Annotated in this window: 10 protein-coding genes; 1 reads left to right on the top strand and 9 read right to left on the bottom strand. The window is 40.4% G+C overall.

Going from position 1 to position 14748, the window contains the following annotated elements; translation table 11 throughout:
* Nucleotides 1–324: 324 nt before the first annotated feature.
* Nucleotides 325–969 (bottom strand): orotate phosphoribosyltransferase, encoded by a 645-nt coding sequence (gene pyrE, locus HUS62_RS21270; RefSeq protein WP_054554229.1) that lies wholly within the window; start codon nucleotides 967–969, stop codon nucleotides 325–327.
* A gap of 22 nt (nucleotides 970–991) precedes the next feature.
* Nucleotides 992–1705 (bottom strand): ribonuclease PH, encoded by a 714-nt coding sequence (gene rph / locus HUS62_RS21265; protein ID WP_054554228.1) that lies wholly within the window; start codon nucleotides 1703–1705, stop codon nucleotides 992–994.
* A gap of 181 nt (nucleotides 1706–1886) precedes the next feature.
* On the opposite strand from rph, the gene HUS62_RS21260 reads away from it, so the two are divergent.
* The gene (locus HUS62_RS21260) at nucleotides 1887–2747 is read left to right on the top strand and encodes a YicC/YloC family endoribonuclease (protein WP_175081064.1); all 861 of its coding nucleotides are present in this window, start codon (nucleotides 1887–1889) and stop codon (nucleotides 2745–2747) included.
* Between the two features lie 95 nt (nucleotides 2748–2842).
* Here the strand turns inward: HUS62_RS21260 and HUS62_RS21255 are convergent, their stop codons facing one another.
* The 7 genes from HUS62_RS21255 to HUS62_RS21225 form a co-directional block, all read right to left on the bottom strand.
* The gene (locus HUS62_RS21255) at nucleotides 2843–5308 is read right to left on the bottom strand and encodes a S8 family serine peptidase (RefSeq protein ID WP_175081063.1); all 2466 of its coding nucleotides are present in this window, start codon (nucleotides 5306–5308) and stop codon (nucleotides 2843–2845) included.
* 99 nt (nucleotides 5309–5407) lie between these two features.
* Nucleotides 5408–6055 carry a response regulator transcription factor gene (locus tag HUS62_RS21250; RefSeq protein ID WP_220095091.1) on the bottom strand — a complete coding sequence of 216 codons (648 nt, stop codon included), beginning with the start codon at nucleotides 6053–6055 and terminating at the stop codon, nucleotides 5408–5410.
* A complete protein-coding gene (locus HUS62_RS21245; RefSeq protein WP_175081062.1) occupies nucleotides 6048–6764 on the bottom strand; it encodes a sensor histidine kinase in 717 nt (238 codons plus the stop codon). The genes HUS62_RS21250 and HUS62_RS21245 overlap by 8 nt, the downstream gene beginning before the upstream one ends.
* On the bottom strand, nucleotides 6757–10083 hold the full coding sequence (locus HUS62_RS21240; RefSeq protein WP_175081061.1) for a serine/threonine-protein kinase: 3327 nt from the start codon (nucleotides 10081–10083) through the stop codon (nucleotides 6757–6759). Before HUS62_RS21240 ends, HUS62_RS21245 begins: the two co-directional genes overlap by 8 nt.
* A gap of 19 nt (nucleotides 10084–10102) precedes the next feature.
* On the bottom strand, nucleotides 10103–10891 hold the full coding sequence (locus HUS62_RS21235) for an FHA domain-containing protein (protein WP_258536829.1): 789 nt from the start codon (nucleotides 10889–10891) through the stop codon (nucleotides 10103–10105).
* Nucleotides 10892–11028: 137 nt separating this feature from the next.
* Nucleotides 11029–11865, bottom strand: a complete 837-nt coding sequence (locus HUS62_RS21230) for a DUF6689 family protein (RefSeq protein ID WP_119853790.1) — start codon at nucleotides 11863–11865, stop codon at nucleotides 11029–11031.
* Between the two features lie 179 nt (nucleotides 11866–12044).
* Nucleotides 12045–14510, bottom strand: coding sequence for a S8 family serine peptidase (locus HUS62_RS21225; protein WP_258536828.1), 2466 nt, complete (start codon nucleotides 14508–14510; stop codon nucleotides 12045–12047).
* Between the last annotated feature and the right edge of the window lie 238 nt (nucleotides 14511–14748).

Below are 14748 nucleotides of genomic sequence, written 5' to 3'. Positions count from 1 at the left end.
CACTTAATTTTGAGAAAAGTTTATTTTTTCAAAACTCAGTCTTACTTGACTCAACCAACTCGTCGTTTTGCTTTTTTATAAGCAGTCCGCCGTGTCGGTGGATGCGCATTATAGGGATGCAGCGAATTAACGCAAGCACTTTTTTGAGAAAACTTTAAAAAAACTGCCTTTTGTATCCTTTTTAGTCTAAACACCACAAAAGAGAAACTTTATTAACGCTTCAGTAACTTTTTGACCGTATTTAAGGCCATAAAAATACAGTACTCTAAAAACAAAAAAGCCCAGCAATGTAGCTGGGCTTTTAAAAATTCGCGTTTTTAGGTGTTAAGCAATGCCGTATTGATCACGGTATGCTTTTACTGCAGCTAAATGCTCATCCATTGTACCTTTGGCTTCTAGGTAACTAATTAAGTCAGCTAGTTTTACAATCGAGATAACTTTAGTGCCAAAGTCGCGCTCTACTTCTTGAATAGCAGATAACTCAGCTTTACCTTTCTCTTGTCGGTCAAGTGCAATTAAAACACCACTTAAGTCTGCACCATTATCTGCAATGATTTCCATAGACTCACGAATAGCTGTGCCTGCAGTGATCACGTCATCAACTAACATGATCTTACCTTTAAGTTCAGAACCTACTAATGTACCACCTTCACCGTGTGCTTTTTTCTCTTTACGGTTAAAACAGTAAGGTACATCTTTGTCGTGATGATCAGCTAAAGCAACCGCTGTAGTCGTTGCGATTGGAATACCTTTATAAGCAGGGCCAAATAATACATCGTAATCAATGCCCGCATCTTCAAGTGCTGCAGCGTAAAAGCGACCCAAGCGAGCAAGGTCACGACCGGTATTGAATAAACCAGCATTGAAGAAATAAGGACTAGTGCGGCCAGACTTTAAAGTAAACTCACCAAATTTAAGCACCTGCTTTTCAAGTGCGAATTCAATAAACTCTTTTTGATAATCTTTCATAACTAATAAACCTACTTCTTTATTAAGCTAATGCTTGCTTTTGAACGTCGATAATTTCACGAATTGAGTGCTTAGCTAATGTAAGTAGCTCATCAAGTTCGTCGAATGAGAAAGGTTCGCCTTCAGCTGTGCCTTGGATTTCGATGATTTTGCCAGTTTCGGTCAAGATCACGTTCATATCTGTTTCGGCTTCAGAATCTTCTAGGTACTCAAGGTCACTAATTGGTTGACCTTTATATACACCAACTGAAATTGCCGCAATCATATGCTTAAGTGGGTTTGAATTGATCATACCTTTACTACGCATGTAAGTAAGCGCATCAACTAATGCAACGCACGCGCCACTGATTGATGCTGTACGTGTACCGCCATCAGCTTGAATAACATCACAATCGATAGTAATGGTGTTTTCACCTAACGCTTTTAAATCAACCGCAGCACGAAGTGCACGTGCGATTAAGCGTTGAATTTCCATAGTACGACCGCCCTGCTTACCGCGCGATGCTTCACGGCCATTACGAGTATGTGTTGAACGAGGTAACATACCGTATTCAGCCGTAACCCAACCTTTACCTTGGCCTTTCATAAAGCGTGGCACACCAGCTTCAACAGTTGCTGTACACAAAACTTTAGTATTTCCAAACTCTACTAATACTGAACCTTCAGCATGCATAGTGTAATTACGTGTGAATGTAACCGGTCTAATTTGGTTAGGTGTTCTTTCGCTTGGACGCATTAACGATCCCCTTAATTCTGAATTTGCCACATTATAAGTCGATGTGGTGCCAGATGCCATGTTCATTTACATAATTAACTACATCAGAAAAACACATTTCAGAAAATTTACGCTAGAGGTTAAAAGCTGATTCGGTATAATCAGTCAACTTTGTAAATTTAATAACACTAGGAAATCATCCATGATCCACAGCATGACAGCTTATGCGCGCCGCGAAATTAAAGGCGAATGGGGCACTGGCACTTGGGAAATTCGTTCAGTAAACCAACGTTACCTTGAAACTTTTATCCGCGCACCTGAGCAATTTCGTGGCATGGAACCAGTTATTCGTGAACGTTTACGTAAACATTTACAGCGCGGTAAGGTTGAAGTTTTCTTAAAGTTTACTGCAAATCCAGCGCATGTTGGTGAGTTAACGATTAACGAATCACTCGCTGAGCAATTAATAAAAAGCGCACAATGGGTGCAAAACCAAAGCAATGGTGACATCAACCCTGTTGATATTTTACGTTGGCCTGGCGTTATGGAAGCCGAAGAACTCGATATGGATAGCGTAAACACTGCGCTAATTGCAGGGTTTGACCAAGTAATTGAAGATTTTAAACAAGCTCGCGGCGATGAGGGCGCAAACTTACAAGAAATGATAGCTACTCGCCTTGATGCTATTTTAGTGCAAGTAACCATTGTTGAAGGCCACTTACCAGAAATTGCTAAATGGCAGCGCGAAAAACTAAATCAAAAGCTAGAAGAACTAAAAACAGACATCGATGAGTCTCGCCTTGAGCAAGAACTTATTTACCTTGCGCAAAAGCAAGATGTTGCTGAAGAACTTGACCGCTTAAAGTCGCATGTTAAAGAAACCAAAAAAATCTTAACTAAAGGCGGCGCATGTGGCCGACGCCTCGACTTTATGATGCAAGAGTTTAACCGTGAAGCAAACACGTTAGCATCAAAGTCTATCAACAGTGATATCACAAACGCTGCGGTAGAGCTAAAAGTATTAATCGAGCAAATGCGCGAACAGATCCAGAATATTGAATAATAAAAAATAATTACAAACTACAGACCCAGCAATTGTTGGTGCTAATACCACTCTACAGGGGATATAGAGTGATATTAGAACCAGCAAAAGGGTGGCTAATTTTTGTAAGTCCGTATTGCAGCAACTGCATAGTCAGCCCGTGTTACAGCATCACTTCCTTTAAAATGCGCTGTTACAGTTGGCTCTAAATCAAAGCGGCCTTGACTGACATCGAAGTAAGCATTCAAGATACCTAAATCAAGTGCTAACTGAACATACCCTTTTAAGTGCTGTGGTATACTATTTTGGTCTGTCAGCGCTATTCGCTCGTCATTATATATAACCGTAATATCACCATTAAAAGTTTCAGCAATATCTTGTAGTGCAAGTGATTGTACTAATGAATATGCTAATTCGTTGCGATTTACTATTTCCGTTGGCAAAAACATACTGCTATCAGTCAGCATTACAGGAGCTTGGTCCTGTGCGGTATTACGAAGAGCTCCACCTTTTTGAGTAACGGAATTAATTGCTGCAGTGTATGTGCTATTAACGTCTACATAGTTTATTTGTTTAGCACTATTTGATTGTCTAACTCCAGCGCCAAGTGTCAAAAAGTCAGCAAGCTCTTGACGAAGAATGAAATCATCAGGCATAAATCCAATTGGTGCTGCATCTACCAATTGTTCGCTCACAGCCATTTCAATAAATGCTTTAGCAGGATGATCCATTGGTACATCGTCAAGGCCTGTATAACCATCGGTTTTGACAATTTTAACTTTAACAGGAATAGTACCAGGAAGCGCATAACCATTCGTTAAGCCTAGAGGGTCAACATCAACTCCAGAAACACCGCCTATACCGTTAGCCTTAAGAACCCAATCACCTGGTTCCGCAGGGGCTGTCACTGCAACATTTTCGCCCAAAACAGGCAACGCGATACTTGAACCATAACGCTTTCCAGAAGGACTCGTTAAAGATAAACCTACAGTATTCTCTGTAATATTAGCACTTACCATCAGCATCGAAGCATCTGAACTAACACTAATTATTGTTCCGGGATTATCACCAATTGGTGAAAAGTCTACTGTATCTGCATATTCTGCTTGAACTGATGTTTGTGCTTGAGCATTAAATTCACGATTAAGTTTAGTTATTGTGCCAAACTCTCGTTGCTGATCCACTACTGATTGAACTGCCGCGTAAGCATTTACATATCCAGCGCCAACTTCCCATTCTTCCATCCCTGGCATATTAGTAGCCGTATTTTGTAATACTTCTTTCACTTCGCGCCATGTTAGGCTCGGATTGGCCTCAAGCATCAAAGCTACAACTCCAGAAATATGAGGAGCAGCCATTGATGTACCACTCATTGCTGTATAGTAAGGAACATGATTTATATCCATAATCTCACTATCATCAGCAATACTGAGTGCACTTAAACTAGAAAGCGAAGCTCTTACTGAAATTACGTCAACACCCGGCGCTGTAATTGTTGGCCTATCTTGCCATTCAAGTTGCTCACCATTAATGCTAACAACACCACCTTTACCTTTAACACCGCGAGAACTAAAGTCAGCAAGGTTGCCAGTTTTATCCCCAGCAGCAACTGTGATAACCCAAGGTGCTTTTTTAAAATTACCAGTAATAGTTCCCTCACCACTACCTGAATTACCAGCAGAGAAAACAACAATCACACCATTATCAGAAAGTTTTTTTGTCGCAATATTAGTCGGATCATCAGGGTTAAAGTCTGTGCCAATATCACCAGTATTTCCGAAAGAGTTTGAAATAACCCGGATGTTATAATCAAACTGATGAGTTAAAGCATAATCAAACCCACCTAAAGTGTCTAAGATAAATAAACCGGCACCTGAACCATAGCCGATGATTTTTGCGCCAGGCGCAACGCCTTGATACTTACCGCTCGACATTGAACCATTCCCACCAATAATACCCGCAACATGTGAACCATGCCCTCCTGCAATATCCGTATTATCGACGTTCTCTTGATAAGTAATGGGCAAAACACTTGATAATGAATTTAAATTTGTTTGGGCAAGTACATTTTGAACAACATGATTTGGATATTTGATGTCGCCGTGAGTGCCATCCACACCAGAGTCATTAACTACAACACCAATACCGCGACCTGAAAATGGCATACCGTTATGTCGTAAAGAGCTATCGGCACGTAATCGGTCAACACCTGTAATTTGAGTCGAACCATCATTTTCTAATGATAGTGGCGCGTTGTACCAAATTGAACGAACTTTGTCTGATGCGTATATAGCCTCGATTTGAGCTTTAGTTGCCTTAATACCGACCATAGGAAGGCTTTTTAAACTAACACCACCTAACACACCTGTCGACTGAATGACGCTCATCAGTTCAGAGTCAACCGCTTTATTGCCTTCAAATGTAACAATAACTTCGAAAGCGTCTTGCTCTGTTGCTTGGGTCAGTAACTGACTAATTTCTGGTCCCAAAGATTTAGCTGATAAATTCAGTGACATTAAGCTCAGTCCTGCACCTACAAGACCCGCGAGTAGTTTTTGTGATTTTAATTGAGTGTTAAGCATGAGAGTAAACCTTAATTTGTTTTGACTCTCTCAGCATGGCAAACACGTAGACTTTTAAAAATGAGGGAAAACCCCTAGAGCAAGAAGGTTAAAACACCTTTATATAAGTAAATTATATTTTGCAGCGTAACGGACCAGTTCTGCAGCATTAGCAACTTGCAATTTATCCAGTACTTTACCCCTGTGATTTTCAGCCGTTTTTACACTGATATCTAATGAACGAGCAATGTCTTTGGTTGTTTTACCTTCGATAATAAGATGAAAAACTTCACGCTCACGACTTGTTAAGTTTCGATATGGATCATCCCACATCTCAGCTGGTTTAAGTGACATTGTAGCTAAAACGCTCGCAGCGTATTGGCTAAAATAAGTTTTCCCTTGAGCAAGTGCTTTTACGGCATCAATAAGCTCATCACTGGCACTGTCTTTTAATAAGTAACCTGATGCACCAGCCCTCACCATATGTATAACGTACTCTTGTTCTTCATGCATGGTTAACACAAGTACTTTAGCTTCTGGTAACTGCTCGTGAAGTCGTTTAACCGCTTCCATACCGTTTAATTCTGGCATACTAATATCAATAACAATCACCATTGGCTTTAATTCAAGTGCCTTTTGTACAGCGGATAAACCATCTGCCGCTTCAGCAAGTACAAGAATATCAGGGTCATTACTCAATAAACTCACTAGACCTTGGCGCAAAATAGTATGGTCATCAGCAATCAGCACGCTAATCATATTAATCATTTCCTATTACTAGCACTTTAATTTCGCAGCCCTGCTGTGGCGCACTCGTGACCGTTAGCTGACCACCGTATGCCATAACACGGTCTCGCATTGCCCCTAAGCCAAAGCCTGTTGTTAATTCATCAGGTTGTAGTTCCATACCTTGACCATTATCTTTTACTTTGACCATTAACATGCTTTTTGTTGCTATCACATTAATGGTAATTAAGCTTGCTTTCGCATGTTTAATGGCGTTGGTCAGCGCTTCTTGTACCACTCTAAATACTAAGGTTTGTATATCACTGACTAGGTTATTATCAACTTGGTGATGTAAGTTAATAGTAAACGCTTGCTGTTCAGACATCACTCTCACCAACCACTCAAGTGCAGGCACAAGGCCTAAATCGTCTAATATGCGCGGTCGCATAAGTCGTGATATAACCCGAGTATCTGATAATGCTTGGCGAGCTAATTCAATACTCTCATTGAGAGCATGGCTGGGAGCTTCATTTTTTGCTTGCTGTAATTGATTTATTAATGCGGTGAGTAGCTGCCCAACCCCGTCATGCAGCTCTTGTGCTATTTGTTTTCGCTCATTCTCTTGCACCTGCCAAACACGCTTTGCTAAACCACGCATTTGCTCATTGGAGTTTAAAAGTTGCTGCGAAATTTGCTGCTGCTTTTGGTTAAGCTCTGCCATCAGAGAGGTGATATCCTTATCATTATTCATAACCAGCCAAGTCCTGTAACGAATCATCAAGTTGAAAATAACTTTGATAGTTTAAAAATTCAGCCTTTTTGTTTTTAGGAAGATTGGCCAATAAAGTGTTTAACTCTGAATTAATCTTTGCTTTTAAGCTACTGGGTGCTTGCTCATTGTGATAAGCAAACTGCACTCTTAATCGATCAAATTGAAAACTCCGCCAGTACCCTCCCATCTTTCGAAGCAGAATATCAGCCTGTTTTAGCGTTGCCTGAAAATCAGGCCATTGCTGTTGCATAAACTGCTGTACAGCAAGCAGCTCTAAATACTCAAGATAGGCGTATTGATATAAAGTAAAATCAACATTACCCAGCGCTGCCAAATAAGCACTAATATCTTGCTGTTGACGCAGAGCTTCACGAGCCGCATAAATGAGCTTGGCAATATAAATAGCGCCCTGACTATAATCTTTGCTCATGGGCTCACTCATTTGTTGTTGAGTGATCATCTCACCCGTTATGAGCTCACTGTAAAATGCAAGTCGGCTAACATACTCACGGTTGCCTTTATAGGCTATATCTTGCTTTAAGCTCGCGATTGTCGACGCAGCACCTGTGATATCACCTAATTGATACGACCAATCAACAAGCCACAAGCCAAACTCACTCATCGCACGAATATCTTGCAACGACTTTGCTTGCTCATAAATGGCGCTTAACTCAGTGATGCTATTTGCAAAATTTCCTTGTAAAAAGGTCAATTTAGATAAGTAACTACGCGATACCCATTGCTCAAACATGCTATTGAGTTGTTTTGCATCTGCCAGTGTATTATTGAAAAGATGGTACGCGTTTCGCCAATTTCCCTGTGCTAATTCAATTTGCCCTAAATTTTGCCTTACATGGATGATACCCAGTGGGTATTGAATACCTTGATATAGTTGTTCAGCCTGACGCCAATAAACCAACGCATGCTTTTTGTTTAACAGCATAAAATACATAAAACCGATGTTATTCATACTCTCGCCTTGCAGCATTTGGTTGCCAAGTGTCATGCGCATGTCGAGGCCTAGCTGATAATATTCAAGTGCTTTTTGATACAAAGCCTGCTCTTCTTCAAGCACCCCTAACTCGTTAAAGGTATGCGATAGTCCTTCTTGATCGCCTAGCTGCTCGTACAATGAAATGCTCTGCTTTAAATAGCGTTCTGCTTCTGTGTACTGTGCTTTAGCAAGGTGCAATGAAGACAAGTTACCCATGGTGGTTGCCATTCCAGCAATGTCGTCAATGCTCTCGCGAAGAGCGAGTGCTTGACGGTAGTAATCAAAGGCTAAATCAATCTCTCCTAGTTGATTGTAAACAACACCAAACGCATTCAGCGCTTCGCCTTCTTGATACGCATTTTTCGATTTTTTGGCGGTTACTAAGGCTTTAACAAAATACTCATCAACCGCTTTTTGATACTGCCCTTGTAAAAATGCAGCTCGACCAAGCATAAACCATGCATTGGGATGGTAAGGATCAAGTTTAACGACCTCAAGCAACAGCGTTTCCATTTTTTGATGTTGCTCAGTCAGAAAATAAAACTCAGCAAGGGCTATTTTTAATTCCACATCATAAGGAAATGCCTTTACAAGAGCTGCATAGCCAGCTTGAGCTTGTTCAGCTTTACTTGCGAGATCATTCAGCCTCGCACTGGCAAATATTGCTGTGTAGGTTTTATCTTCAGCAAACTTAAGGGCCTGATTATAAGCATTCTCAGCTTCGAAGAATTGCTGTGTGGCAAGCAATAATTCACCTTGCAGTAACCAACCTAGTCCTGAATTTGGGTGCTTGGTTAAAAACTGCGATAAAGATGATTGCGCTTTTTCAAACTCACCTTTTTGCAGTAACGACTTCACAATTAACAACTCACCTGCAGGTTGAGGGTCAACTTGTAATGCCTTCACTTCAGTTGATAATTGCAATTGCTGTGAAAAATGCTCAGTAAAACTCGACACGCTTTGCTGCCAATTAGATTGATTAAAATCGCTCGTTAAGAGTGTATTTTTTTGTAATGTGTGACCTTCAAGCTGATAAACATTAAATTTAATATCGCGTTGCTCTGAACCACTTGGGTATAGTTGCGGAGCAATTAGGTAGCTTACATTTAATAAGTCAGCCACCAGCGCTAGCTTTTGCTCATCTAAGGGCATTGTAATTCCAAGTTGAGAGAGCAACTGACTTAGCCTGCCTTGCTCTACTACTCGTAAATTACCTAATTCATGCAGTTGATAGTTAATATATTCAGCAAGCCCTTGTGCAATGCTATCGTCGCTACTTTGTAAAGGTAAAACAGCCACTGCATTGTATTCTTTCTCAGGCTGCTGGGGAGTATCGTTTGGCATGCTTAAAAGTACCGCAGCCATAATAAACAAGCCTATAACCACCACGAAAGCCATCAACATAGATTGTTTTTTAATGTTGTTTGGTTTTTCTTTAATTTGTTTTAAAAATGCCGTTTGCGCCTCAGTGGCATTTTTAAAACGTGCGTTAACTTGAGAATGAATAAGTTTGTTAATAAAAGGCGCAATAAAAGCCAGTTGTTTATGCTTTACGTGACATTTTGCTTTATTAAGCTGCTTTGCCGTTAATACCTCATCAAGGCTTTGCCCAGCAAAGGGAAGTTCACCAGAACACAGCTGATACAATACCACGCCAACCGCATATAAATCAGTAGTCGAATTTACAGCTCCAAACTGCAAATACTCTGGGGGTGCATAATGAACCGTCCCCTCAATATCGCCCACATCTGCACTGCCTCCTAACACAGATAAGCCAAAATCTGAAATATACTGTCGTCCCTTTTTATCGAGCATAATGTTGGCGGGTTTAATATCTCGGTGAACAACATTGGCTTGCTCGACAAAAACCAATGCCTCTAATAACTGGCTGACAAATGTAATAAGCTCTTCACGACTCTGAAAAGTCAGGCTAGCCTCTTCTAGCGATTGTCCATCAATCCAATCCATCGTTATAAAATGTAGATTTTGCCAGTGATAATATTCATGAACGCGTAAAATAGTCGGGTGACTTAATTGACGTAAATGCAGTAATTCTTGTTTGAACTTTGCAATCGCATCTGATTGCTGACTAATTGATTGATTAAGTACTTTAATGGCAATGTGTATATCAAGCTGTTTGTCGTAGGCGCGGTAAACACACCCATACTGACCTTGACCACACATGGCTTCAATCTCAAAACGGCCAAGCAAACATTCGCCAGGCTTAAGATAAGTCGGTGAGCTAATTACCTGAGTTTCATGCAATTCATCACTGCTATTTTTAGAAACGTCGTTATTGCTCATATCACCTATTTAACAGGGGTTAATGACATAAATTAAATAAAGTATAGCCAGTATTTTCGTTAACGTGCTTATCTGTAACCATTTTTTGTAATTTATCGATAGATTGTTGCAACAGTAAGGCTTGCACTGCGGCCTCGATTTGAAGTCCCATGCTGTGGAAAATTTCGATGTCTAAATCAGTCAGTATTTTTCCCGCTAATTGGCTGTCGGTATACACGACCCCAACAACTCTACCGTCAAACAGTAACGGGATACACGCTAACGAGGATATTTTTTTCAACTGAATACTGTCGCGGTGTTTGAGTAAGTCATGTACCGACACATCCATAGCCACCACGGGTTCTGCTTTTTCAAAGCAACAAGAGATTGCACCAACACTGCCTTCAAAGCGTTTCAATTTAAAATCACCCGATTTAAAACCTTGCGCAATACACACTTGCAGAGAATCTAATTGTTCACCTAATAGCAACACACCACGCTGCGTGCCTGTTAACGTAATTAGGTTATGTAATTGGGCAATTAAGCTTTCTTTTAAATAGTCTGTATTAGAAGACGATGAGGCTAACTTACTTTGTGCTAATCGCCAGGTGTTATGCTCATTAATGGCCGCTATTTGCGACATTGACTTTGCTTCAAACAAGCAATCTAAATCACCAATCGAAATGATTGCATCATCAGCAAGGGTTGAGTGAGTTACAACGGCACCGTTTACTTTCGTGCCGTTTAAACTTCGTTGATCATTAAGTTGCCATGCATCATTACTGTGCGACACACGAGCATGCTGACGTGACACCGTTGGGTGTTCCAAAATTAACTGACACTATTTTGAACGTCCGATGAGGTATCCACTCTGTTCGTATAAATAGCTTTCCATCGCAGGCTGATCAGTATAACAAACCGTAATTCTAGCGGGCATACACAACTACTCTACAAACCTTATTATTCTTAATTGGCAAGTCTCAAACTAAAGCGTAACGTATTTGCATAAGCTATCAGCTCACCCATAACGTTATCGACATCTCGGCTTGAGCGCCACACATCTGGAATTGCTTGGCCTCGATTGGCTTTCACATTATTAATAAACAGGCTAACTTTGCTACTCGCTGAGCTATAATCAAGCATCATGATTGCTTGGTTAATATCGGCGACGTCTTGCAATAGTGTAGAATAAACAACACTGTCAATCTGGCTAGAAAAAGTATTTAACGCCGTTTGTAAGTCGTTAAACTTAGTATTGATCACAACGGTTGCAGGGCGTAAATCAGCAACAATTATAAACTGTGAAAAGCGGCCTGTTGAACCGCGAGCACGGTAACTACCCGCCCCGATTGTTGTGGTAATATCTTTAAACTCACCGCCCAAAGGCGCTTTAAAAAAGCGTAGCGGCGTACCCGCTGTGTACTCTAAATTGTGCGTATGAATGTCAACACTGGCGACTCCCGAAAATGAAAAACCACTGTTTGTGTCAGGTTCAATTGTAATCAGCATTGGAAATAAGGTCTGTAAACTTACACTATTCGAATTAGGCAAGCGCTGTATAATATCCAGCGAGGTGATATCTATTATTTCTGCGGACAAACCTATATTTTCTGCGGTTAGCCCTACTGCATTTTCGAATTCTAATGTGATATCTGCGGAGATATTCGCAGGCAAATTAATCACAGCTTCAACTGTATTACCTTGAATATCAATACTTACTAGTTCTGAACCACGAGACATAGAACTTACAAACATAAGTGTTAGTGCAAACGCAATAATACTTAACACTTTGAACTGATTCATAATATCAACTCTCTATCGCCTTAGACTCACTTCACACACAAGCCTGAAAAATACTTTTATTTAACATAAACACTACAATAAACTTACTTTCGACTTAGTAATTTCGCAAGTTTTGCACTCATAAAAAATGAACAAAAACCAACCGAATCACAATTGGTTTTTGTTCTTCAATAACTTAACTATCTTAAGTATTGATTGAAAACACGACCAATAATCACCGCATAATCTCCACGAGTAATAGCAGTATCTGGTTCAAAGTAAGCGACTAACGTTGGAGTAAAGTCATAGCGCCCTTGTTCAAGCTCAAATTTAACGCCTAGCAAGGACATATCAATTGCAGCTTGAACATAACCTTTAAACTCAGATGGGATTGAGTCGCTATCTCGAACAATTACTTGCTCACCATTGTATGAGACTGTGAGATCTCCGCCTGGAGTAATCACTTGCTCCTGAAGACCTAAAGCTTGTACAAGTGAGTAGGCTAAATTAAGCTTGCTTACGTCACCGGTAGGGTTAAATGATAATCCATCACTCAGCACAACAGGGTTTTGCACTTGAGTTCGATCTTTCAAGGCTGAACCTTGCGAAGTTACAGCATTGACAAAAGCTTCACTTTCAGGATTTACATCATTAAATGCAGTTTTTTGAATTGATAAAATGTCGCTTTGCTGCCTAATTGCCAACCCCATTACAAGGTATTTAGCTAACTCTTCACGTGAAAGATTTACATCTGGGCGATAATACCCATCATCATGCCCATCAGCTAAACGCTCGCTTATTGCAAACTCAATAGCTCTTCGCGCTGGATGAACAAGAATATCATTTAGACCTTGGAAACCACCTGATTTAAGAATACTGATCTCACCACTTATGAACTCTGGTAAACCGGGCCCATTCGTAGCACCAATAGGATCAGCTTCAACTCCTGACAATGAAGTTAAACCATTGGCAGATAGTTTCCATTCACCTGGCTGAGCAGGTGCTGACACTCTCATCGCAGTATCGAGAACTGGTAACGTTAGATTACCAAAATAAACCGTTCCATCAGGCGCTTCCAATTTTAATTTTGTTGTATTAGCAAAAACCTCGGATGAAACATTTATCCATGCTGCATCATTCCCTACATTAAATGTAAATACTTCGGGCTCACCAACTGGAGAGTAAAAGACCTCAAATGGGGTTGGAGCAGTATCATCAAGAATGATTGCGTTCGCATTAAAGTTATTCAGATTATTCACTGTAACCTTATTTTCAGCGTTATAGCCTAGCGCTCCTGCGACTGCAGCATAAGCATTTAAGTAACCAGAACCTACTTCCCATGCTTGGTAACCAGGCATGTTGGTTGATGTTTCTTGCATTATTTTTTTAATTTCAAGAGGTGTTAAGTCAGGATTTGCTTCAAGCATAAGCGCGGCGACACCTGCGACATGAGGTGTTGCCATTGACGTCCCTGAGATCATTGTATAGTAAGGTAAATATTCAAGTTCGATTGCATCAATATCATCGGCCCCACCATTCGAAACTACATTGGTTTTAGCGCGTGTCGAAATTATGTCTACACCAGGCGCAACTATCGTTACTTCATTTTTGTAATGCCACTGACTACCATCCGGCATAGTAAAGCTGCCTTCTTCGCCACTTTTTCCTCGCGAAGAAAAGTCAATTAGCTCACCTTGTTTAGTCCCGGCTCCCACAGATATACCCCATGGAATTTGAGCATATGGATTATGAGTATCTTCACCAGGACCTGCGTTACCAGCCGCAAATACTGACAGCATACCTAGTTTGTATGCTTTATAAGATGCCAATGCAATAGGGTCATCGCTCTCAAATTTACCACTCGTCCCCCAAGAGTTACTCATAATTCGAATTGGGGAGTTAAAATCCCAAATATGAGTAATTGCGTAATCATAACCCCCTAGGGCATCTAAGATTGATAAACCTGCACCTGAACCATAGCCGATTAAGTCTGCACCAGGTGCTGCACCTTTGTATTTTCCATCAGAATGGCTTCCCCAACCAGCAACAGTACCTGCACAGTGAGTACCATGGCCAACATTTAAATCTGTATTTAATTGCCCCTCTACCCACACACCACTTGCTCCAGTTAATGAAATTGCTTCTGCATGGGTGATACCTTGAACATTTTCGATAACTTTAGAGCCAAACTCTAGATCCTCAAGCGAGGCATCAATCCCAGAGTCATTAACAAGTACAGTAACGCCTTTACCTGTGAAAGTAATACTATTTTGTGAAATAAAATCATCGGATTGGAGTTTTTCTACACCCGTAATTTCACGAGCTTCTAGGTTATAGTATGTTAACTCTCGATTAGCAAAGATTGAGCGTACACCATCCATTGCTGCCAGTTTTTTTATTTGTACTGGAGAGACCACGACCCCTATCATAGGCAAAGATTTAAACTGAACGCTTTGTGTAATTCCTAAATTAAGCAATTTAGTTAGTTGAGAAGTTTTTAGTGACTCCATTTGATCGTAGCTCACAACTACCATTGTCTTGTCTGTAAGCGACATAGTTGTAAGCTGTTTTTCTAATTGAGAACCCATTACAGCCGCTGCAGCTGCATTTAAGCTAAATCCTGCAACAGTTAAACTTACGGCCATGTTTTTCATTAATAGTTTCATCTGACACCTACCTTGCGTTTTTTGACGCGTAAATTGTTAATATTTTATTTACACTTCCAATTAAAGATCTAAGTGCAGATTTCAGCTATCAGGATCAATCCCTACAGAAAGTGAGGGAAATCCCCTAGTACTCTTTCACATATATTTTGATCAGTTGCCCTTACTTAAATTCAGGTAACTGATCTTTTTCAATCAATAATTCAATACTCCTGCTTTTTCCAGTAACTGATGTTATAAA

It is taken from the genome of Pseudoalteromonas sp. 0303 (assembly GCF_013349995.1).
GTDB lineage: Bacteria > Pseudomonadota > Gammaproteobacteria > Enterobacterales > Alteromonadaceae > Pseudoalteromonas.
Note: the sequence above shows the minus strand (reverse complement) of the source record. Positions and strands in the feature narration are given on the sequence as shown.

What these genes read in the sequence shown, in the direction of transcription:
- HUS62_RS21245 (WP_175081062.1), bottom strand. Translation starts at nt 6,764, where the DNA reads ATGAATAATGATAAGGATATCACCTCTCTGATGGCAGAGCTTAACCAA.
- rph (WP_054554228.1), bottom strand. Translation starts at nt 1,705, where the DNA reads ATGCGTCCAAGCGAAAGAACACCTAACCAAATTAGACCGGTTACATTC.
- HUS62_RS21260 (WP_175081064.1), top strand. Translation starts at nt 1,887, where the DNA reads ATGATCCACAGCATGACAGCTTATGCGCGCCGCGAAATTAAAGGCGAA.
- HUS62_RS21230 (WP_119853790.1), bottom strand. Translation starts at nt 11,865, where the DNA reads ATGAATCAGTTCAAAGTGTTAAGTATTATTGCGTTTGCACTAACACTT.
- HUS62_RS21240 (WP_175081061.1), bottom strand. Translation starts at nt 10,083, where the DNA reads ATGAGCAATAACGACGTTTCTAAAAATAGCAGTGATGAATTGCATGAA.
- HUS62_RS21225 (WP_258536828.1), bottom strand. Translation starts at nt 14,510, where the DNA reads ATGAAACTATTAATGAAAAACATGGCCGTAAGTTTAACTGTTGCAGGA.
- HUS62_RS21255 (WP_175081063.1), bottom strand. Translation starts at nt 5,308, where the DNA reads ATGCTTAACACTCAATTAAAATCACAAAAACTACTCGCGGGTCTTGTA.
- HUS62_RS21250 (WP_220095091.1), bottom strand. Translation starts at nt 6,055, where the DNA reads ATGATTAATATGATTAGCGTGCTGATTGCTGATGACCATACTATTTTG.
- pyrE (WP_054554229.1), bottom strand. Translation starts at nt 969, where the DNA reads ATGAAAGATTATCAAAAAGAGTTTATTGAATTCGCACTTGAAAAGCAG.